This is a genomic window from Sunxiuqinia sp. A32, assembly GCF_052690465.1.
Genome location: NZ_JBQYLI010000028.1, coordinates 1 through 24,299, shown reverse-complemented (window position 1 = coordinate 24,299; position 24,299 = coordinate 1). Strand labels below are relative to the sequence as shown.

The 24,299-nt window shown below is 37.2% G+C and carries 14 protein-coding genes; all 14 read left to right on the top strand.

From position 1 onward, the window contains the following. Nucleotides 1-71 precede the first annotated feature (71 nt). Nucleotides 72-3,422 carry a TonB-dependent receptor gene (locus tag ACUNWD_RS19815; RefSeq protein ID WP_445589604.1) on the top strand — a complete coding sequence of 1,117 codons (3,351 nt, stop codon included), beginning with the start codon at nucleotides 72-74 and terminating at the stop codon, nucleotides 3,420-3,422. Between the two features lie 11 nt (nucleotides 3,423-3,433). Then, the gene (locus ACUNWD_RS19810) at nucleotides 3,434-5,023 is read left to right on the top strand and encodes a RagB/SusD family nutrient uptake outer membrane protein (protein ID WP_445589603.1); all 1,590 of its coding nucleotides are present in this window, start codon (nucleotides 3,434-3,436) and stop codon (nucleotides 5,021-5,023) included. 39 nt (nucleotides 5,024-5,062) lie between these two features. Beyond that, the gene (locus ACUNWD_RS19805; protein ID WP_445589602.1) at nucleotides 5,063-5,671 is read left to right on the top strand and encodes an outer membrane beta-barrel protein; all 609 of its coding nucleotides are present in this window, start codon (nucleotides 5,063-5,065) and stop codon (nucleotides 5,669-5,671) included. An 80-nt stretch (nucleotides 5,672-5,751) separates the two neighbouring features. After that, entirely contained in the window at nucleotides 5,752-7,200 is a 1,449-nt protein-coding gene (locus tag ACUNWD_RS19800; RefSeq protein ID WP_445589601.1) for a sulfatase family protein, read from the top strand. 259 nt (nucleotides 7,201-7,459) lie between these two features. Then, complete coding sequence (locus ACUNWD_RS19795; RefSeq protein ID WP_445589600.1) at nucleotides 7,460-8,080, top strand: RNA polymerase sigma-70 factor; 621 nt, start codon at nucleotides 7,460-7,462, stop codon at nucleotides 8,078-8,080. Between the two features lie 66 nt (nucleotides 8,081-8,146). Then, a complete protein-coding gene (locus ACUNWD_RS19790; RefSeq protein WP_445589599.1) occupies nucleotides 8,147-9,121 on the top strand; it encodes a FecR family protein in 975 nt (324 codons plus the stop codon). Nucleotides 9,122-9,268: 147 nt separating this feature from the next. Next, complete coding sequence (locus tag ACUNWD_RS19785; RefSeq protein WP_445589598.1) at nucleotides 9,269-12,574, top strand: TonB-dependent receptor; 3,306 nt, start codon at nucleotides 9,269-9,271, stop codon at nucleotides 12,572-12,574. A 20-nt stretch (nucleotides 12,575-12,594) separates the two neighbouring features. Then, entirely contained in the window at nucleotides 12,595-14,073 is a 1,479-nt protein-coding gene (locus ACUNWD_RS19780) for a RagB/SusD family nutrient uptake outer membrane protein (RefSeq protein WP_445589597.1), read from the top strand. A gap of 179 nt (nucleotides 14,074-14,252) precedes the next feature. After that, on the top strand, nucleotides 14,253-15,659 hold the full coding sequence (locus ACUNWD_RS19775) for a sulfatase family protein (protein WP_445589596.1): 1,407 nt from the start codon (nucleotides 14,253-14,255) through the stop codon (nucleotides 15,657-15,659). Nucleotides 15,660-15,743: 84 nt separating this feature from the next. Then, nucleotides 15,744-17,213, top strand: coding sequence for a sulfatase family protein (locus ACUNWD_RS19770; RefSeq protein WP_445589595.1), 1,470 nt, complete (start codon nucleotides 15,744-15,746; stop codon nucleotides 17,211-17,213). Between the two features lie 11 nt (nucleotides 17,214-17,224). Further along, entirely contained in the window at nucleotides 17,225-18,772 is a 1,548-nt protein-coding gene (locus tag ACUNWD_RS19765; RefSeq protein WP_445589594.1) for a hypothetical protein, read from the top strand. 240 nt (nucleotides 18,773-19,012) lie between these two features. Next, nucleotides 19,013-21,172, top strand: coding sequence for a GH92 family glycosyl hydrolase (locus tag ACUNWD_RS19760; RefSeq protein WP_445589593.1), 2,160 nt, complete (start codon nucleotides 19,013-19,015; stop codon nucleotides 21,170-21,172). Nucleotides 21,173-21,836: 664 nt separating this feature from the next. Further along, a complete protein-coding gene (locus tag ACUNWD_RS19755; protein ID WP_445589592.1) occupies nucleotides 21,837-22,463 on the top strand; it encodes a hypothetical protein in 627 nt (208 codons plus the stop codon). Nucleotides 22,464-22,800: 337 nt separating this feature from the next. Continuing rightward, a partial coding sequence (locus ACUNWD_RS19750) for a glycoside hydrolase family 97 catalytic domain-containing protein (protein WP_445589591.1) occupies nucleotides 22,801-24,299 on the top strand: 1,499 nt, incomplete at its 3' end.

The following is a 24,299-nucleotide window of genomic DNA, read 5'->3' as shown; positions in this document are numbered from 1 at the left end:
AATGTAAAATTATGAAAAAAAAACGATGCAGAAGTAGCATCAGTCCATTACTTTATCAAAATTTTAGGCGAATGAGACTAACAATCGGACTAATTATTCTAACGGTTTGCAGTACTTTGGCTTCAGATCTTTATTCTCAGACGAACAAACTCAGTTTGGAATATCGGAATGAGAATGTTGTGAATTTGTTGCGGGAATTGGAGAATCAAAGTAAATACAGGTTCTTTTATAACGAAGAAGTAAATCTTGATTTTAACGTTACTATTAGCATTGCTGATGCTTCGATTAATCAAATTCTATCTAAAGTGTTTGAGAATCATGAAATTACTTTTGAAATCATTGGGCGTCAGATAATATTAACAAATAAATCCAATGATCAATCGGTTCAGTCAACGAACATTACAGGAAAGGTTACCGATTCCTCAGGGGCTCCTCTTCCGGGGGTGACAGTCGTGGTTAAAGGTACTTCCAATGGTACAATAACTGATTTTGACGGCAATTATTCATTGTCAAATATATCTTCTGACGTTACAATCGTATTGTCATTTGTGGGCATGAAATCCCAGGAAATTGAAGTTGGAAGTAAAACAATTATTGATGTCGTGATGGTAGAAGATGCCATTGGTCTTGAAGAAGTTGTTGCAATTGGTTACGGTACGCAGAAAAAATCATCATTGACGAGTTCTGTCGCTGAGATTGATGGTGAGGAACTTGTTGGTAAAACAAACACTGATGCCAGGCAAATATTGCAAGGGGTAACCTCCGGTGTGTCAATTATTGACGCTGGCGGTGCTCCTGGAGGTAATGACATAAAAATAAGAATTAGGGGAACCACTACGATTGGAAACAATGAACCATTAATATTTGTCAATGGAATTGAGCAAAATTTCAAGGATATAAACCCAGATAATATTGAATCTATCACTGTTCTTAAAGATGCGTCTGCAACATCAATTTATGGTTCCAGAGGTGCTAATGGGGTAATTCTTGTAACCACAAAAAGACCGGTTGCTCAAGCTCTAAAGGTGAGCTATCGTGGTTCGTATGGTTTTGAGATGCCAACTAATTTGCCAGAACCATTAGGATTGGAAAAATATATGAGGTTGCAAAACTATGCGGTTCAAAATGCCAATTTAGCTGCAGGGGGAGATGGAAATGTTTTGGCTTCTATGTATGGAAGACTATTTACAGAGGAAATGATTGATCGCTGGGTTACCCAAAATCAAAATCCAGACAGTGCAATGTATTACCCAACTCCTGGTGGTTATTTTGAGGATATGTTTCAGCGAGGTGCCCTACAGAATCACAGCTTTTCTATTACAGGCGGGACAGAACAATTAAGCTCAAGACTATCAGTTCAGTTGGTTGACCAGGATGGTATTATGTTGCAATCTAACTTTCTCAGAAAGGATGTAAGTTTTGACAATATCTATACACCGACAGACTGGTTAAAATTGTCTGGAGCGATAACATACAGGCGTAAGGACGTTGAGGGCAGTGATAATCCAGGAGGAGTTATCAATGGCGCTTATCACGGGAGTCCTTGGGTTATTACTCAATATTCTGACGGAAGTTTTGGTATGAATTCCAGAAATAACAACCCTAATCTTGTCCAACTTATAGGCGGTGACAGAACTCAACTGACAGATTATTTAGTTTCTGACATTAAAGCTGAACTAAAATTTAATGGGGATCTTTCATTCACTGTTCAATATGGTGGTTATACTGAAAATGTGAAAGAATCCATTTTTAAGCCCAAATATGCAATTTACGATGAGGTATTAGACCAGCAAGGAAGGAGAAATACAATCAATTCATTAAGAGAAAATGCTATTCGCTCACAGAGATATTCATGGCGAAATCTAATCAATTATAATAAAGACTTTGGCAAACATAAAATTCAGGCTTTGCTAGGTTACGAGCAGCAATGGTATACAAGAGCTAATTTAACGCTTTTCAGACAAGATTTTTATACCAATGAGATGAATGTTATTAATGCTGGTTCTGTAGAAAATCAATCAACAGGAGGAGGCTTGGATGAAACCAAATTACGATCAGTCTTTGGAAGGGTTAATTATGGATTTTTAGATAGATATTTATTTGAGATGAGCCTCAGATATGATGGTTCTTCAAAGTTCTATGGAGCAAAAAATCAGTATGGTATTTTTCCTGCTGTTTCAATGGCTTGGAATATCTCCAACGAACCATTTTGGGAATCAATTAAGTCTACTGTAAGAGGGCTAAAACTAAGAGGAAGTTGGGGGCAAACTGGGGCGAATACAGTTCCTTCGTATTCCTTTTTCTCAGGCGTTAATATCGGATCAAACTATTCATTTGGAGGAACAGTCGCACAGACTGCAGCAATTGACGGTCTGGTTGATCAAAACCTGACCTGGGAAACAACCACACAATGGAATATTGGAATGGATAGTGAGTTTTTGGAAGGCAAGTTAAATATGACATTTGAGTATTGGGATAAAAAGACAGAAGATATTTTACTTGTTTTACCGATTATGTCCATTGTAGGGTTTAATGGTCCATTCCAAAATGCTGGCCGTGTAGATAATACAGGTTGGGATTTATCTATTACACATAGGAATGTTATAAACAAAGATTTTAGTTATTCAATAAGAGCCAATCTTTCCGATTTCAAGAATGAAGTTGTTAGCTTAAACGGGACAGGACCTTATATCGGAGGTGCTAATTCTGCAAATGGTGACATTACAAATGTAATTGCTGAAGGTGAGTCACTAAATTCATTTTGGGGATATATTGCTGATGGATATTATGAAGAGTCGCTGAATACAGATGATGATCCTTTTGTTGATAATGTCCTGACTTTAGTTGAAAATACGCTTCCCGGAAGTTTAAGGTACAAGGATATCAATGATGATAAGCAAATAACTGCTGAAGATAAAACTGTAATTGGAAATGAGGATCCGCACTTTTCATTTGGGTTAAATACCGATTTGAAATATAAGAACTTTGATTTGAGTTTATTCTTTCAGGGTGTTGGCAAGCAGGATCGAATGCCTCGTGGTGCGATAATCGAAGCCGGTAACTGGTTAGGATATACCATTGACTTGGTGGCTGATTACTGGACTCCGGATAATACTGATGCCAAATTTCCAAGACCTCAGAAGAGTTCCAGACACAATGGAGTTGACGAGTCAATGTCTACTCATTGGGTATTGGATGCTTCGTACATACGCCTCAAAAATGTGCAAGTGGGTTACACTTTGCCAAAATCAGTAACATCAAGTTATGGTATCGATAATTTGCGCTTTTATTTGAGTGGAACGAATTTGTGGTGGACTTCAAAAGCAAAAGAGTGGGGGGTTGACCCAGAAGTTCAGTCAGGAAGACTTAATTTCTATCCGCAAACGAGTCAGATTGTTATGGGTGTAATGTTAGAATTTTAAAAATCAGTATTATGAAAACGAAAATATTATCAATATATAAAGTCATTTTAATAGGTGCATTTGCAATCCTTATTGGATGCGATGATGATTTTTTGGAGACCATACCAAAAGGCACTCTATCTGATGCAAACTTCTGGAAAACCGAAAAGGATGCTGAGATATTTGTGAATAATATTTACAATGTTCTTATCGATCAACGAAACATTCAGTTTGATGCAATGTCTGACATGATGGTTGGAAATATTGCTTATGAGCAGGGTGCAACTATTAATTTTGTACAAGGATTAGTGCTTTCAGATAATGTTAATGCAGATCAAGTTTGGACTTCAAGGTATAAATTCATTCGTGCGGCAAACGACTTTCTATCTAATGCAGAGATGATTCCGGAAGAAGCAATATCTCAAGAAAACAGATCGAGATTAGTTGCTGAAGCAAGATTTTTTAGAGCGTATTCGTATGCTTACCTTACTGCTCTTTATGGAGATGTTCCGTTAATTAAGGAGCCAATTGGAATTGATGAAGCCCGGGAATATGTTCGTACTCCAATCAATGAAGTTAACAATTTTGTTCTTCAGGAGTTACAAGCTGCTGCTGATAATTTGCCAGTTACCTCAACTCAGGTTGGACGGATAACTAAAGGAGCCGCTTTGGCAATGAGAGCAAGATATGCCTTGTGGATGAAGCGTTATGATGAGGCCAGGAAATCTTCATCGGATGTAATTAACCTGGATAAATATTCACTGTATCCTGAATACAAGGGCCTATTTACAGAGGCGGCAGAAAACAATGTTGAAGTTATTTTAGACAAGCAGTTTATTAAAAACGATTTTTCCAACAATATCTTTAATCGAATGGCTCCTTTTTCTCAGAATGGATTGAATTATTACCAGCCAACAGGGAGAATTGCCGATGAATTTGAAATGCAAAATGGCTCCATGATTAATGAGGATGGTAGTGGATATGATCCTTACAATCCGTATGAAAATAGAGATCCACGATTAGGGTACAGCTTATTTCATTTGGGATCGGAACTGCCAAATGGAGAAATTTATGATTCCAGACCTGGCGGAAAAGATGATTATACACTCGGATTTCAGACCACAAAAACTGGCTATAATCTAAGGAAATATGTTAACGCAGAAGATTTTGGTGATGGCGCGAATTGTGGTATCAATTTTATTTTAATCCGGTATGCAGAAGTTCTACTTACCTATGCAGAAGCAAAAATTGAATTGAATGAAATTGATCAATCTGTTTTTGATGCGATTAATGAAGTGCGGCAACGTTCGGATGTTAATATGCCAGAAATAGAAAGCACTCTTGGACAAGAGGGTTTGAGGCAAGCAGTACGACATGAAAGAGCAGTGGAACTAGCCTTTGAAGGATTACGATGGTTCGATTTGAAAAGGTGGGAGGCTACCGAATCTATATTGCAAGGTTCCATTGAAGGAATGACATATACAAATACAGAAGGTGATTTGGTAAAAGTGATCATGACAGATTTTACCTGGAATTTTGATCCTAAGAATTATTTGTGGCCAATACCTGTAACTGAAATTATTCTATCAGATGGAACGTTGCAGCAGAATACTGGGTATTAATTTTACACATTATTTAAATTTATTAATTGAAATCTAATCATGAAACGATACATATTTATAATCGCATTAATGTTTTGTTTTACAATACATTTAAAAGCACAAATTAGTCATGGATTAAGGGCAGGATTAGAAGTTGTTAATTTCACAGGAGATGAAGTAAGTATGAGCAATTTTATGCCTGTTTTTACAGGAGGTTACTTTCTAAACTATGAATTAACAGAAAGCTTTTCGATTCAGCCTGAATTTAACCTGGCATTTAAAGGAGCAAGTAATGATATGATATTGAAAGGGTTTCCCTTTTCAAAGATCAATTTAACGTATTTGCAGATACCTGTACTTTTCAATATTTCTTCTGAAAAAATAATCAGCGGTTTAACTACTTCATTTTTCGCAGGTCCGGCTCTCGATATTTATGTGGTACAAGATGCTGATGGAGAAATGATTGAAACAGATCCAAATAATACAAAATATTCGTTGGTTCAGGATCCTGAAAGTTTAACATATGACATGATCTTTGGTGTCAATTTGAGAAAAGATGATAGATACTTTATTGATGTACGATATAATAATGGCATAGCACCATTTTACAAAGATGTCGATGCAAAATCAATGGGGATTTCTTTAAGCTTGGGAATATTTTTTAACTAAATTTGATAACGAATACTATAGTGGACGTGGTGTTGAATTATTTCAGGACCACGTCCTTTTGGAAAGCAAAATCATATAAAATGAAACTATCAAAAGCATTAATTTCAACACAGATTGTATCCACCCTCATTTTACCTTTAAGTTCGATGTCAGAACCTGCTGTCAAGGACTCTCATCCAAACATAGTAATCTTTGTAGCCGATGATTTGGGTGCCTGCGATATTGGGGCGTATGGTAATATGGTTGTAAAAACTCCTAATCTGGATCGTCTTGCAAGTAAATCGATATTGTTTACGGAAGCTTTTGCTAGTTCGCCAACATGTTCTCCTTCCAGGGCTTCAATTCATACCGGACAATATCCGTTTAGAAATGGCGCTCATGCCAATCACCATGGAATCAAGGCGGGAATTAAAACATTGCCTTCCTATCTTAACGAGTTGGGGTACGATGTTGGTTTTGCCGGTAAACTACATATTGGTCCGATGAGTGTTTATCCTTTCGATTTGATTCACAATACAAATGTGCCGGAACCGGGGCATGAAAAAGATGGTGTTTTATGGACTGATTTGAATATGGGGCCTGTGGATGAGTGGTTGTCTAATGCTTCTGATAAAAAAGAACCTTTCATGTTAGTTGTTAATGACCACAGTCCACATGTTATTTGGCCGGAAAATACTGAATATGATTATTCAAAAATAGACATCCCTTCCATTCATATTGATACGAAAGAAGCGCGTGTGTCCAGGTCGCGTTACTACACGGATATTAGCAAGATGGACAAGAATGTTGGAAGATTACTGGAAAGCCTTGAGAAATATAATCTTGATGAAAACACAATTGTAATATTTACAGCAGATCAGGGGCCTCAGATTGCTTTTGGTAAGTGGAATTTGTATGATTATGGAATAAGGGTTCCATTAATAATTCGTTGGCCTGGCGTTATCGAGGGAGGCTCAAATACACATGCATTGGTGTCATTAATTGATATAGTTCCAACAGCGATAGAGTTAGCTGGGGGAAAAGCTCCAAAAGAAATTGAAGAAATTGATGGACGGAGTTTGGTCCCATTCCTAAAGGGTGAAAAATCCAGTCATCGAGATGTTGTCTATGGCAGCCACACTGGTGATGGGAAAATTAACCAGGCGCCAATGAGGATGATTCGCACTAGTCGTTACAAATACATTCTGAATTTGGCTCCGGAAGTAAAATACAATACTCACATTAATTTGGCGAAAGATCATGACGGTGGTCGTGAATATTGGTCAACATGGGTAGATAAATCATTTACTGATCAGCATGCGGCAGCTGTTTTGTGGAGGTATCATAACCGACCAAAAGAAGAGTTGTATGATATTCAGCGCGATCCAAGCGAGTTGCATAATCTCGCCTCGGACCCTTACTATGAGAAAATAATTGAACCATTCAGAGTGCAAATGGCCGAGTGGCGAAAGCAACAAGGAGATACGGAAACAGGTATTTTTGAGGACAAGCGCACACAGGGCGAGGTAATACATTATATTTTTAAGTAACTCTTAAATTAGTTAATGTCTGTGCTAATATTTAAGAATCTTCTTCCTTCGCGGTTAGATATCTTAAAGAAAACTCGGCAGATTGTTTTATGGGCATTTAGTAGTTTGCTCAAGAATAAGGATGAATTGTTACAATTCATCCTTATTTGTTATTTAGCAGATTGACCACGCAGTTCTCGTGAAGTGAATTCAGATTCTTTTATTATCAATTTTTTTATAAGGTGCAATTCTATATATATTTGTTGACTGTTTCGATCAGATGGCAAATCAAGATCCTCATATTAAAGACAAGTCAACCGCATTATTTACTCTTGTAAAAAGTGGAGACAATAAAGCACTCGAAGAGTTGTTTAAGCGTACTTTCCCTCGATTATTTGATTTTGCATTCAAAATTACCAAGGATGATAAAGTTGCCGAGGACATTGTTCAGGATGTATTTATAAAGGTTTGGGAGAAAAAGAGTGATATTGAAAGTATCAATATTGAGGGCTATTTGTTCCGCTTAGTTAGAAACCAGTGTTTGGATTATATCAAGCATATTAAGGTTACCTCAGAGAAAGAAGTTGAACTACATTCGCTAAAAAGGATTGAGGAATTATACAGGATTGATTTTATCAGGGATGAGCCTTATTTATTAATACAGGAAGAACTGAAACTTGAAATCGAAAGAACAATCGATTCATTGCCTCCACGATGCAAAGAAGTTTTTATTTTGAGTAAAATAGACGGTTTAAAAAACAGGGAGATCGCGGAAAAGCTTCAAATAAATGTTAAAAATGTAGAGAGGCATCTTGCCAGAGCTGCAAAAACATTTAAAGATAAATTCACGAATGACTTACCAATTGCCATCGTAATTCTGGTACTTCGCAATTTTTTTTAAAAAAGTTTAATTTGAATGATGGGTAAAAGTGGTTTTCTAAAGTTATAGAAGTATAACACGAAAATCATGGAACAAAATTTAATTCATTTTGATTCACTTGCAAATAAGTATTTAGAGGGTAAATTGAAAGGCTCGGAATATGATGAGTTTCTTTCACTAATAAGCGAGGAGAAATTTTTAACCCGTTTTTCCCATATAAAAAGAAATTGGTCTCCATCAGAAAATATGTTTGTGATGATGAATTGGGAACGGCTCGTTCGGCGAATCTCAATCAATACAAATACAATAGAAAACAAAACTCGCAGATTGAACCACCATTGGTTTCAAGCTATCGCTGCGGTATTGATTATTGGTTTATTAATCACTTCTACTATTTTTTATTTAAAAACCGAAAATTTCATCCAAGGGGTGACGGTTGTTGAAACCCCTCGGGGAGAGAAATCAAAAGTTGTTTTGCCCGATGGAACTGAAGTATGGCTAAATGCTTCTTCCAGAATAGAATATCAGTCATTTACAAATAAAGTGCGAAACATTAGTTTAGTTGGTGAGGCATTTTTCAAAGTTACCAGAAATGAAAAAGCTCCTTTTATCGTAAAAACGCCTAAGTGTGAAGTGAAAGTGCTTGGGACCGAGTTTAATGTGATGGCATATGAACAAACGAGCCGCAATGAGGTGACCCTGTTTAAAGGAAGTGTTGAAATAGCAACAAGAAACAAGAAAACAATTCTTGGGATTGGAGAAAAACTTACCGTATCTGAGAAAGGTGAATCAAAAGAACAGGCAAACCTCGAACAAACTTACGGATGGGTGGAAAACAAGCTTAATTTCACGAGTATTCCATTTGGTGAATTAATTATGCGGCTTGAAAACTGGTATGATGTAGACATCATTTATAATGAAAATGAATTTGTGGATGTAGAGTTTACAGGGACATTCAAAAATGAAGAAACCATTTGGGAGATTATTGATGCGATAGGTACATACCTTCCAATAACCTATAACGAAATTGAAAATCGAAAAATTCAGCTTATGATAAAATAATAAAAAAAGGCGAAAGCGGAACTCCTACCTTCCACTTACGCCTTGCATAAATTAAATAATAATCAAATGCAAACCAAAATTATGGAAAAAAATCATGTGAAGCAAAGGCTGCATAAAGGCCTTGTGCTCAAAAAATTGTTAGCAATTATGAAATTGACCACAATTCTTATTATGGTGGCACTGATGCAAGTTAGTGCAGCAGGATTTTCTCAGGCAACCAAGCTTTCGATGGATTTTAAAGATCAAAGTTTAGAGGAGATTTTTTCTTATATCGAACAGAACACAGCTTATTCTATTTTTTATAAGAATGAGTTGATAGAGAATGCAAAGTTGAAATCAGGTACTTACAAAAACAAAGACTTTTTTGAAATTCTGAATGATGTATTTGAGGGCGAGAATCTTAGCTATGAGATTAAGGGGAAAATTATCTTAATAGTTTCTAAGGATGAACTTCAGGAGAATGCTGTTAGTAAACAGCCGATTAAATTGACTGGTAGAGTTACAGACTCATCAGGTTCTTCTCTCCCCGGAGTTACTGTTGTTGTAAAAGGAACCACAAATGGTACAATAACCGATTTTGATGGCAATTACTCCTTGTCAAAAGTTCCCGGAGACGGTGTATTGGTGTTTTCTTTTGTCGGTATGAAAACTCAGGAAATCCCGGTAGATGGAAAATCAACTATTAATGTTTTAATGGCAGAGGACGCCATTGGCATTGAAGAAGTTGTTGCTGTTGGATATGGAACGATGAAAAAGGTTAATTTGACAGGTTCAGTATCTAATGTAAATTTCGAAAAATTGGCTACCAGACCCTCAAGTAATACAATTAATGCACTTGCCGGTGCAGTTCCGGGGCTTACGATTATACAGGGAGGTGGACAACCAGGGAAAGATCAAGGAGCAATCCATATTAGGGGAATAGGTTCCGTTAATGCCGGAACAGAACCTCTAATTGTTATCGATGGTGTTACTTCTGAAGTAGATGATTTTGGTGCTTTAAATCCAACTGACATCAGTGATGTAAGTGTATTGAAAGATGCTGCAGCTTCTGCCATTTACGGGGCTAGAGCAGCAAATGGTGTAATTTTAATTACAACAAAAAATGGCCGTTCAGAAGGTACTAGAATAAATTTCAATGCATATTTTGGAATGCAGAAAGCAACGGTTTTGCCAGATGTTCTAGATTCATGGGATTTTGCAGAATTAATGAATGAGGCCAGAGTTAATGGCAATCTAACTGAGTTCTTTTCAGATGAGCAAATTGAACTGATGAAAAATGATGACCCGTCGGATGGATTTAGCAATACTCGTTGGTTAGATGAAGTATTTAAAACATCTCCGATTCAAAATTACAATATTAGTTTGAGCAGTGGTAAAGGGAAGCTTAAAACATACACCAGTTTTAACTATGTCAATCAAGAAGGAATAGTCGTGAATACAGCAGCAGATCGGTTTAATCTTAGGAGTAAACTTGATTTGAAACTCAATGATCATATTCGGTTTGGATTAAATCTTTCAGGGTCTAATAAAAAGACAAATAGTACCAGGGGAATGGATACTGAAAATGACACAAATGTGTTGACAAACGCTATGAGGGTGACTCCGGCTGCACCTATCTATTATAACAATGGAAATTATCGTGTTGGTTTTACTGATGTTCCGGGTTATCAGTATATCCATAATCCCGTTATGTATGCCAACGTTGGAAGTAATACAGAAGTTGATAAAAATTTCGTTTCTGCTTTTACCGCTGAAATAAAATTAAAAGGTTTTACATTTAATTCTCAGGTTTCTTACAGATATACTGAAAGTGTTTTGAAAAATTGGAATCCCAAAATTGCGATATACGACGATAGTGATGTTTTAGTATATCAAAATGATAATGCTTCGCTTACACAAAAGTATTCGAATAATAACAGAATTCAGATTGAAAATTATTTGAAGTATGATAAGACAATTGCTAAAAAACATAGTATTTCTGCAATGCTTGGACATACCTTCCTGCAAAATAAGCATATCATGTTTTCTGGCTATGGCGTTGGTTTTGCAAGTAATTCACTACAAGTATTAGATGCTTCAAGTAACGATACTCAAAGAGCATATGGCAACGAGTGGAACAATAGTTTACAATCTGTATTTGGAAGAATAAACTATAATTACAAAGAAAAATATTTGTTTGAAAGCAATATTCGTTACGATGGATCTTCCAAATTTGCCAAAGGGAATAGATATGGATTATTCCCTTCTTTTTCAGCAGGCTGGAGAATATCAGAGGAGGATTTTCTTAAAGATAACCCGCTATTAAGTAATTTGAAATTAAGAATGAGTTGGGGAGAACTCGGTAATCAGGATATTGGTTCAAACTATGCTTATGCTTCGGTTTATTCAACAAATACTGCCTATTTAGTAAATGGAGAATATACCACTGGAGCAGCAATTGTTGATTTAGCAAATGATGCAATAAGTTGGGAATCAACTGAAACATCAAATTTTGCTGTGGATATGGGGATAGCAAATAAGTTAACATTAACCTTCGAATATTTTATAAGGAAGACTAAAAATATGTTGCTAAAATTGCCTATTCCGCTTACTCTTGGAAATTTAGGTGCACCCTTCCAAAATGCAGGTGAAATTCAAAATAAAGGATGGGATCTTTCGGGTAATTTCAGAGACAAGATTAATGATTTTAGCTACAGCTTAAATTTCAATATCAGTTCAGTAGAAAATGAAGCTATCGATTTGAATGGTCAGGAATGGTATCCAGAGAATAGAATTGTTAGGGAAGGAGAAGCCTTAAATTCATGGTATGGATTTCAAGTAGAAGGTATATTTCAGAATCAGGATGAAATTGATCAGGCTGCAACACAAACTCCCAAAGCCGTTCCCGGTGACTTAAGGTATAAAGATATTAGTGGCGTTGATGGTGTTCCTGATGGTAAAATAAATAGTTATGACAGAACAATTATAGGGGATGATTTTCCGCAGTTTACATTTGGTTTTGGTGGTAACTTTAACTATCGCAATTTCGATTGTTCCATATTCTTTCAGGGAATAGCCAACAAAGATGTTTACACTTTCAATAATGTTAACACTCCCGGGAATAGGGATAATAACAATTGGACCGTGGATTGGTTAAATAGATGGACTCCTGAAAATCCAAGTACAGAATATCCCCGACTGGCCATTGGAAGAGATTCAAATGTAAAATTCTCTGATTATTGGATGGAGGATGGTTCCTATCTAAGACTCAAAAACATTGAATTAGGTTACTCGTTCTCTAAAGCATTCTTGAATAAATTGAGTATTGATAATTTAAGATTCTATGTAGGGGGACAAAACCTTTTGACATTCTCAAAATTAAAACATTTTGATCCGGAGAGATCTGGTGGAAGTACGGGCTTTTCATATCCTCAGTTGAAAGTATATCAGATTGGATTAAATGTCACTTTTTAATAATATTAATAGGTATGAATATGAAAACGTATATTTTCTCAATAATACTAGCTTTTAGCTTGCTTGTCACAACCAGTTGTGATAGCTATTTGGATCAAGTAAATCCAAATCAATTATCTGCAGATTTACTTGGCGATTCAGAGTCTGATTTAAATTTGCTCCTGATGGGGGCATACAATACGCTTCAAAAACCAGCTAATTTTAACCGATATTTTAGGTTTTTGGATTGTCTTACCGATGTAGCGCAGTTTGATAGAACTGGTTTCATTAATGTTACAGACGGTGGTTCAACTACCGAAATGGACTTTTACAGAATCTATTGGACTGGACTTTATATGCTTGTTGGAAGAACGAACGAATTAATATCTGTTATAGATGGTATAGAATCTCCCAGCACCCAAATAAAAATAATAGAAAGTGAAGCCAAATTTTTAAGGTCTTTAGCGTATTATCGCTTAACTGCACTTTTTAAGGATGTTCCATTAATTATCGGAAAAACGCCTTTTGAAGATCGATTTGTGGAAAAAAACACCCAGGCAGAAATAAAAGAACAAATATTGGAAGACCTGGATTATGCAATTGAAAATTTGCCAGTAAGTCAAGATTATCCAAGAGCTACAAAAGGTGCTGCATTAACGCTCGCAGCTAAAGTTCGTGCTTATTTTAGTGATTGGGATGATGTTGCAACATTAACCAAGCAAGTAATGGATCTTGGTGTTTATGAGCTGTATCCTGATTATGAGGAATTATTTACTGTTGAAGCTGAAGGAAGCAACGAAGCGGTATTTGCAGTGGCTTTTGCGTCTGATTTAGGGATGGGCGATTCATTCTCTGGTAGTTATCCGTTGCAGCCATTTCAATTTGAGATAAAACCACTTCCAAGTTATGCAGATGCCTTTTATTGTACTGATGGTTTACCAATCACCCAATCACCATTGTATGATGAGGTGAATTTCTATGAGAACAGAGATCCAAGATATGATGTCACTGTATTGAGAAAAGGCGAAATCGTTGCAAATGGGCAGCCTTTTGACCCCAAAAGGTCTGTTACAAAATATTGTATACAGAAATATGTTCGGATTACTACGACTGATCACAATAATGACGGGCCACAGGATTTGATGGTATTTCGATATGCAGATGTGCTTTTGCTGCGTGCTGAAGCACTTATTGAAAAAAATACGATTACTCCTGAAGTTTATCAATTAATTGATCAAGTTCGTGCACGGGTTGACATGCCAAAAGTGGAAGATGTTGAAGGTAGTAGTTTAAGTCAGTCTGAGTTGCGTGAAATAATTCGTCATGAACGTTTGGTAGAATTTGGAGAAGAAGGAATTAGATGGTTTGATATTAAGAGATGGGGAATAGTTGAGCAAGTTTACAACTCCATCACCTATAGGGCAAGACCTTATTTGGGTGAGAAAACACTTTATTGGCCTATCCCACAAAGAGAGATCAATAATAATCCGAATCTTGTTCAGCATGATTTCTGGAATTAAGAGCAGAGTACAACTGTAGTAATTAGAATACTGTTCCAGAGAATAAGTTGAGGCTGTCTAAAAGTGAGTTACTAAAATTCGATTGGTTAATTGAATTTTAGATAATCTGACCAGTTTTTTAGACAGCCTCATTAAAACCTTACGAAACAATTACCAAAAATTTAGGGAAGCACTTTTTTATGAAATTATTTAGCTCAAGAATTCTTACTCAGGTTCTTTTGATAACTGCACTGTTTATTTCACAATTGGCTTTTGCAAAAAAACAGAATGAGAAAAGAGATTGTCCGAATTTCATCATCATTTTTGTCGATGATATGGGGTATGGGGACATGAGTATTAATGGTCATCCAACCATAAAAACTCCAAATCTGGACAGGATGGCTACGGAAGGCCAAAAGTGGACGAATTTTTATGTGGCTGCTCCGGTTTGTACCCCTTCGCGTGCCGGATTAATGACAGGCAGGTTGCCAATCCGTTCGGGTATGTGTAGCAGTAAAAAGCGGGTGTTATTCCCTGATTCAAAGGGTGGTCTTCCTGAAAAAGAAATTACCATTGCCAAAGCATTAAAACAAAAAGATTATGCTACAGCTTGTATTGGTAAATGGCATTTAGGACATCTTCCTCAATACACGCCTACTTCTCATGGCTTTGATTATTTCTTTGGAATTCCATATAGCAATGATATGGATCGCATTGATGGACCAGACAATGTGGATATAATAAGGCAGCCTAAAATCGATTATTTCAATGTGCCTTTAATGCGGAATTCTGAAATTATTGAACGGCCTGCTGATCAGACTACCATTACCAAAAGATATACAGAAGAGGCGGTGAAGTTTATTGGTGAAAATAAAGACAATCCATTTTTTATCTATTTGGCGCATTCCATGCCTCATGTTCCTTTGTTTCGATCTAAGAAATTTGAAGGAATTAGTTTAAGGGGAACCTATGGTGATGTTATTGCAGAAATAGACTGGAGTGTTGGTCGGGTAATGGAAGCCTTGAAAAAGAATGGCATTGCTGAAAACACCTTGGTTGTATTTACATCAGACAATGGACCGTGGTTAATCCACAATGAGAATGGAGGAAGTGCAGGTTTATTAAAAGGTGGTAAAGGTGGTACTTATGAAGGCGGCATGCGCGAACCTACCGTATTTTGGTGGCCTGGTACTTTAAAGGAAGGTGTTGTATGTGATATGGCAACTACGATGGACTTATTACCAACCATTTCAAAATTGGCAGGTGTTCAACTTCCCACTGACAGGGTTTATGATGGTTATGATATTTTTCCAATCATGACGGGCAAGGGCAAAAGTGACAGAGATGTGGTATTTTATTATCGTGATACTGAAGTTTTTGCTGTTCGTAAAGGAGCTTATAAAGCACACTTTTTTACACAAGCTGATTCTGGAAGGAAGGATGTAACGATGTATGATCCTCCATTATTATACAATTTGAATGTTGACCCATCAGAAAAATACAATATCGCCGATCAGCATCCGGATATTATTGTTGAAATAAAGAAGATAAAGGAAGAACATGAAGCAACAGTAGTGCCTGTGGAAAATCAATTGGAAAAGAGATAGATTCACTAGGGATTGCCATGATCCAAACGATAAATAATTGTTGTTCAAATTTTAGCTGGAATATAAATTGAAAATAATAGATAAATGAATGATTTTGTAGTTAAATCAATATTAATCATAAGCTTGGTCGTGCTTATTCCATTTCAAGGTATAATGCAGGAATCTAAGCCTAAAAAAACAGAGACTCCCAATGTCGTTCTCATATTAGTTGATGACATGGGGTATGGAGATGTAGGATGTTTTGGGGCTACCAGATATAGTACACCGAATATTGACAGACTTGCATCCAATGGTATGCGTTTTACTAATTTTTATGCAGCGCAACCCATTTGCAGTGCATCCCGGGCGGCACTTTTATCTGGCTGTTATTCCAACCGTGTAGGTATTGCCTATGCTTTGAACCCGGAAGCTACTATAGGAATTAACCCGGATGAAGAATTGATCCCTGAAATACTTGCCCATAGTGGATATAAAAATTGTATTGTTGGGAAATGGCATTTAGGTAACCGACCTCCTTTATTCCCGCTTCAAAATGGTTTTGACGAGTATTTTGGCTTGCCTTACTCCAATGATATGTGGTCAGTGGGGTACGATCGATTGGCTCCAAAACCAATCGATTCTCAGTCAATGAACCCACCACTAATTAAGGGTAACGATAAAATAGGTGAAATTAATTCATTTGAGGAGCAAGATAAGCTTACGACTTCATATACAGAATACGCAATCGATTTTATTAATCGAAACAAGAAAAATCCTTTCTTTTTATATTTTGCACATAGTATGGTTCACGTTCCACTAGGGGTTTCTGATAAGTTTAAAGGGAAGAGCGATCAGGGAGCCTTCGGTGATGTGGTCATGGAACTTGATTGGTCCGTGGGTGAAATAATGAAAACTTTGGAAGACAATAATCTCACGGAAAACACACTAGTCATTTTCACTTCGGATAATGGCCCCTGGATGAATTTCGGTGATCATGCAGGTTCTGCAGGTGGACTAAGAGAAGGGAAGGAAGATACCTACGAAGGGGGAGTACGTGTGCCCTGTATTATGAACTGGCCCGGGGTGATTCCGGAAGGTACTATTTGTAATAAAATTGCCTCAACAATTGATATATTACCAACTCTTGCCAATATTTCTGGCTCCCCATTACCCACAAAACAGATTGATGGAGTGAATATCTTTCCATTACTTGAAGGGGATACCGATGCGAATCCACGCGACCATTTTTTCTATTACTTTCAGAAGAATGATTTGGAGGCTGTTCGAAAAGGTAACTGGAAACTGGTTTTTCCTCATAAATATCGATCCTACATTGGCGTAATGCCAGGTCAGAATGGAATGCCGGGAGAATACAATTGGGCAGAAACAGGTCTGGCACTTTACGATATGCGGAGAGACCCGGGTGAACGCTATGATGTGAAAGAACAATATCCTGAGATTGTAAAAGAATTGGAAGAACTGGCGCAACAAGCTCGGGAAGACTTAGGTGATGACCTAACTGGAATGCCCGGGAAAAATCGAAGACAGCCAGGCCAATTAAAAATTAATAATTAGAAAAAATTATCATGTATAGATTTCTTTTTTTTAGATACTTACTGCTTTTGTGCATCACTTGTAGTTATTTCATTTCAAATTCTCAGGAATTGCCATCGGTAGGTAAATTAAAGGATTTTTCAGGGGTATGTCATAGTAAACCTGAAGTTAATGCTGTTCTTGGAGATGCTGCTGTTGGTTGGGAAAGAATGGATATCTACTGGGGGAGAATTGAGCCGGAACAGGGAAAATGGAATACCGAAAAGTTAGAAGAATATGGTGAAAAAATATTGCAATTTAAACGTAATGGAGTCACCGTACTTCCTATTCTGTGCTATACCGCAAGCTGGGCCGGAGCTGGTAAGCCAGATCAACAATTTGAGATGGATGGCGAAAAATTTGCCTTTCTAAAGCAAGCTGATGGTAGCTATATTCGCCGTCAATTTCGCTTAAAAACTGTTAATGGGGAAAGTGTAACAGAATATATAGATAAAAAACAGGATGCGCGTAAGATATCAAATCGTTGGTTGTCAAAAAATCATCAGCAAGATTGGAATAACTATGTTGAAAAAGTGGTGCGTTTTTTAAGTGCCCCACCTTACAATCTGCAATATTTTCAAATTTGGAATGAAGCACATCCGACCAGTGGCTTTTGGGCGGGAGATATGGATACCTACATGCAGCGTATCCATATTCCAGCTTCAAAAATTATTCAAAATTTAGGAGGAAAAGTTGTTTATGGAGGATGGCCATGCTGTGGAAAAATCAGCACATTAATAAATTTAATTGATAAGTATAATGCCTGGGATACTTTTGATGTAATCGACATTCATTACTTCCCACTTGAAGCAATGGAGATGTTACACAAAGAACTCAAGAAGAGAAATATTGATAAAGGAATATGGCAGTCAGAAATGGGTTTTGGAACTGATCCTAATTTAATTGGGAACTTGTATCCAAGGGCTTTGCAGTGGGCTTTGAATTCAGGTTGGGATTATCCGGACAAGTATAAACTCTTCTTTTTTGCTTATTGGTCACCCAATGATCCAAAAGCTTATGGATATGGGCGTACTCTTCTTTCAGGTGAAAACCTTTCTGTGAAAGGTAAAAGCCTTAAAACCCTTGGTGAACTTTTTGGTGCTGATACCATTTCTCTTTTTAAAGGAGTGAGTTCAGAACCACAGCTCAACTTTGAAATCAATGAGTTACAGAGTAGTATTGAAGCTTTTAAGGTTGGCAACAAGATTATTTGTGCAGTCCATCTGTTAAGTAATAATAATGCAGCAATTTTTGTGGATCGTAACGGAAATGGGGATACCTATCATTTAAATCATGGCAATCCATACATCACTTTAAAATTTGAAGATGTTTTAGCTGAAAAAATACTAAAGGTAGAAAGGGTTAGTATGACGGGAACGGTAGAAGATATATCAGGCAATGTCAAAACTGTAAATGGCGGAATTAAACTTCCTGTCTATATACGTGAAAATAAAATAGAAAAACATGAATATGTTGATATGCCCGAAGATATTTTGCCACAAGTATTTTATACTGTAATATCTTTGAAAGACAATCTATAATTAGATTAACTTGTTATAGAAGATTAAAGAATGTGTAATAATGATCATAGACTAATATGACAAGTATAACTGGTAAAATATGGGTTATATCTTCAATAAATCACCATTAGAAAAACTCAATAGGATTTACCATCTTTCGACCTCCAAAATTTTGAAGCATTTGTTGATGCTACTGTTTTTGGAAATACCTATGCCATCTGAAAGTAAAATTTTTTGTAACAACTAAAAAGACCATTTATCGTGAAATTACTTAGCCAAATTTTTATCGCAATTTTATTGCTGTTTTCATGTGTTGCTCAAAAAGAAGAGGCAACACAAATCGATTACACCCAGTTTGTAAATCCCTTTATTGGAGCTGCGGAGAATGGACATTGTTTTCCAAACGCTTGTGTACCATTTGGATTGATCCAGGTGGGTGCAGAAACGGGAAATTGTGAGTGGAGATATTGTTCAGGTTACCAATCGAGCGATTCAATAATCAACGGTTTTTCACAAACGCGCCTGAACGGAACCGGTTGTCCAGATCTAGGCGATTTATTGATGCTTCCTTTTACAGGCGAAGCAATGCGTGAAAGTTATACCAGCCAGATTGATAAAAAGACTGAGTCAGCAAGTCCCGGATATTATTCGACAACATTAACTGATTTCAATATAGACGCCGAAATGACGGCCTCAGAACATGTTGCTTTCCATAGCTACTCATACCCCAAAGGAGGACCTGCTCATCTGCTTATTGATTTCCAGAGTGCAACGGTAGGAAATAAGCCGGCTTTGCACAAACATGTGTTGGATGCAGAAGTAAATTTTGAAAGCCCGACCGTGATAACTGGTTTTTCAAATACAGACGTTTGGCTGGAACGTACTTACTATTATGTGATCGAATTTAGTCATCCTGTTGTAAGTAAAATTGAGTTGCCTAAGCTTGATGAGCGTGAAGTAGCTCCTCGTTATGTATTTGATTTTGATATTCCACAAGGCGAAAAATTAATGATAAAGGTTGGCCTTTCATCTACAAGCATTGAAGGGGCAAAGGAGAATTTGCTGGCTGAGGTCGCTCACTGGGACTTTGAAAAAGTTCGTCACGATGGAAAAAACAAGTGGAACCAGTATTTGTCCCAGATTAAAGTTGAAGGTGATGCAGACAAAAAAGAAATGTTTTATACATCCATGTACCGCCTTTTCATTCAGCCAAACAATATTGCGGATGTGGGAAAAGAACCATTTTACTCAACACTTTCACTTTGGGATACTTACAGGGCTGCACACCCGCTTTATACCATTGTTTCCCCAGAGAAAGTGGATGCTTTTGTAAACTCAATGCTCCACCAGTATGATGATCAGGGCTTTCTTCCGATTTGGGCATTGTGGGGAAAGGAAACCTATTGCATGATCGGCAACCATGCCGTTCCGGTTATTGTAGATGCCTACTTGAAAGGATTTAAAGGGTTTGATGCAGAAAGGGCTTATAAGGCCATAAAAACAACATTGACAACTAATATGCCAAAATCCAATTGGGAAGTATACGATAAATATGGATATTACCCTTTTGACATTGTAACGCAAGAATCAGTTTCGCGTACCCTTGAATCAACTTATGATGATTATTGTGCTGCACAATTTGCAAAAGCTCTTGGTAAAGAAGATGATTACGAGTTTTTCAGCAAGCGTTCAAACTATTATAAAAACCTCTTCGATCCGGAAAGCAAGTTAATGAGGGGAAAAGACTCAGACGGAAAATGGCGTACACCTTTCCATCGCTTCTCATTATCCCATGCCGAGACTTCTGGCGGCGATTATACCGAAGGAAACGCATGGCAATACACCTGGCATGTTCAGCATGATGTTGAAGGCTTAATCGAATTAATGGGTAGTGAAGATTATTTCACAAGCAAATTGGATTCCCTTTTCACCATGGCCGAATCGCAGGAAGGTTCAGGCTTTGTATCGGATGTTACCGGTTTAATCGGTCAGTACGCTCATGGAAATGAACCTAGTCATCATGTAGCTTATTTGTACGCTTTAGCTGACAAGCCATATAGAACCCAGGAGTTGTTGAATGAAATTGTTAAAACCAAATACATCAATGAAATAAATGGCTTGTGTGGAAACGATGATTGTGGACAGATGTCGGCATGGTATATTTTCACAAACCTTGGCTTTTACCCCCTTAATCCATGTGGCGGTGAGTATATCCTTGGAGCACCTCAGTTAGAGAAAGCATCAGTTAATCTGCCAAGTGGAAAAACATTTATTGTTGAGGCTGCTAATTTCTCGGAGAACAACATTTACGTTAAATCTGTCACTCTAAATGGAAAGAAGTATGAAAAAAAGTATATTGCGCACCAAGACTTGATGAAAGGGGGAAAATTAGTATTTGAAATGACGGATAGGCCATTATAGCTTTTTTTTGCTTAAAGCTACCCCGATTTATTTCTCGTTTGAGCATTGCGGAAACGAGGGAGTGTAAATTCTGATTCGAATGAGGAAGAAACACCCGTCACTTAAATCTTTTAGTTGGATCATTTATCAATCTATGAAAAAGTTGAGTGATGAAAATTCATTACAAATAAAGCACGTGGCAAGAACTGTATAAATGGAAAGGTTATTTGTTGAGCAAAGCATTGTAAATGTGTAGTTTAGTAAATAAAAAAATAAGTAAGTCGAGCACACCCCCCCCCATTTGGGTGGAGCGACCCCATTTTTATGCTAAGCAACATGAGAATTGCCCGAAGCGACCCCTCAAATGGCTGGAGCAACCTCAAAAATAGGTTGAGCATACATATTTTTGTTCGGAGCGAACTTTAAAATGACGAAAGCAAGGTCATTTTGAGGACTTCTCATAAATAGATGGGTGAAATGTTTATCGTATTTGCTATGGTATGGATCATAAAGTAGATAAAATTATTATGTTCATTAAATAAAAATAGGCCTTCGTCAAAAATATAAGGGTGTTCCTGTATTTCTTATAAAATTAATTGATCAATAATATACATGGTATTAACTTGATATACGTTTAACCCCTAAAATCAGTTAATATGGGAAAAATCAAAGCATCAACGACTTTATGGAAGAATGCCGGATTGTAATCTGGAATGCTTCAAGTGATGAAATCATCCGCACCCGCATGGAACCATTTGGTTTTGATGAAGAACGGCATGAAGCCAATAAGAACCTATTCAATGAAACAACAGCATTAATCTCAGCAAATGAGGCAGAACATGCTGAATGGAAAACTGCTAGCGAAGCCTTCAATGGTGCACAGGATTCTGCGAGGGAAGCGTTTAGTAAAATTAGACAGTCCTTAAAATTTTGGTTTGATGCCAGTTCAGCAGAGGCAATTGCATTGAACCTTTACAATAACAAGATCAGTAAATACACTGATTTCACACAGGCTGCCAGTTCCTTTTACACAAGCTTGCTAACAATGGAAGAAGTTCTTGACAAACTGGTACCTTTTGGTTTTACACCTGAATCAATAGAGCAATTGCTGGATGACATTTCAAATCTGGATACTTTGAGGGAAAACCGCGAAAAAGAAAGCGGAGATGCCCAGTACAAAGTTAAGGAACGAAACAGCAAAATAGATCAGCTTCATGAGACGGTTGCAGAGATAATCCGCCTGGCTAGGTTAATTTTTCTGGATGACGAAGCTCAGTATCTTGAAAAATTAGGTGTCAGGGTTCGTTCATAAAATTCCTTGGTTGGGAACTATCTCAAACCTTACCCTAAATCAATTCGCCCTTCAGAATTTGTTTCTGGAGGGCGAATTATTTGTTTTAATAGCTCCTTTTGTGAAATTCCATGGAATTATTTACACATTTTATCCCAAATTTCAAGGGTGAAATATATCCCTTTGGTTTGCATAACCAAAATGTTTAAACAAAATGAGGGTAAGACAATTAATTTTCAGTTGCAAAATACAACAATGGGAAAAGATTTCTATTTTTCGGGAATGGAATCCTAATAAAAGATTATGTTAGAAAATTAAAGAAGACTAAATTTACACCCTCAAACTTAAACCAATAACAATGAAAAACTCCAAAACTCAAATTATTTATCTTCTAACTTTCTTTTTTATATCCATGGGATTGCAAGCAAAAAATTACCAGGTTGCTTCCCCGGATGGTAGAATTATAACAAGTGTCAGTACTGAAAAAGGGATCAGCTGGTCAACCAGTGTAAACGGTCAACAGGTGTTTAACGACAATAAAATGAGCCTCACGCTTAACGGCGAAAACCTCGGTGCAGTAGTGAAAGTGCGTAAGGTAAAACAAAGTTCCTTTTCTGGAAAGGAAGAAGTGGTGGTCCCTTTAAAATCAAAATTCATTGAGAATAATTACAACCAATTGCGCATCGATTTTAAAAATGATTTTGCAGTTACTTTCCGTGTTTTCAATAATGGAATTGCTTATCGGTTTGAGGCTTCAAAAAAAGGGAAAGTTAAGGTTGATGACGAGCAGGTTGAACTGAACTTTGCCAGTGATTACCCTATTCTTTTTCCTGAAGAAGAAACCTTGTTTTCACACTATGAAAGGAATTACCTGGACGAGAAATTGTCGGCATTTGGGAATGGACGTTTCTGTTCCCTTCCGACCCTTGTGAAAGCACAGAACAACATTAAAATCGGCATTACGGAAGCCGACTTATATGACTATCCCGGCTTGTTTTTGGAAGCAACCGGAAGCACGGTTTTAAAAAGTAAATTTCCAAAAGTGATTTTGGAATCAGAGCCAAAGGGAGACCGGAATATTAACGTTTTGAAAGAAGCAGATTACATTTCAGAAACCGAAGGGACAAGAACATTTCCCTGGCGCGTTTTCATGATTAGTGAGATGGATAAGGATTTGGTAGAAAACCAGATGGTTTATCTACTTTCACGAGAGTGCAAGCTGGACGATACTTCGTGGATTAAACCAGGGTTAGTAGCCTGGGACTGGTGGAATGACAACAATCTTTATAATGTTGATTTTAAATCAGGGATCGATAACCAGACTTACAAATATTACATTGACTTTGCTTCAAAACACGATATTCCTTATATCATTCTGGATGAAGGCTGGTCAAAAACCACGACCAATGTTTTGGAATCCCGTCCGGAAATTGATATTCCTGAACTGGTTGAATATGGAAAAGAAAAAGGTGTTGAATTGATTTTGTGGTCATTATGGGGACCAATGGATAAGGATATGGACAATATTCTGGATCAGTTTAAAGCCTGGGGAGTAAAAGGTCTGAAGGTTGACTTTATGGCGCAGGCCGGACAACACATGGTTAACTTTTATGAACGCACAGCCAAAGCTTGTGCTGACAGGCATTTGTTGGTTGACTATCACGGTGCATATAAACCTTCAGGATTGCGCAGGGCATACCCAAACGTTGTCAATTATGAAGGTGTAAAAGGATTGGAGAATTGCAAATGGAGTGAATTAATCACTCCGGAGCATGATGTAACTTTACCATTTACCAGGATGTTGGCAGGGCCGATGGACTTTACTCCGGGAGCAATGCATAATGCCCATTTGAAAGA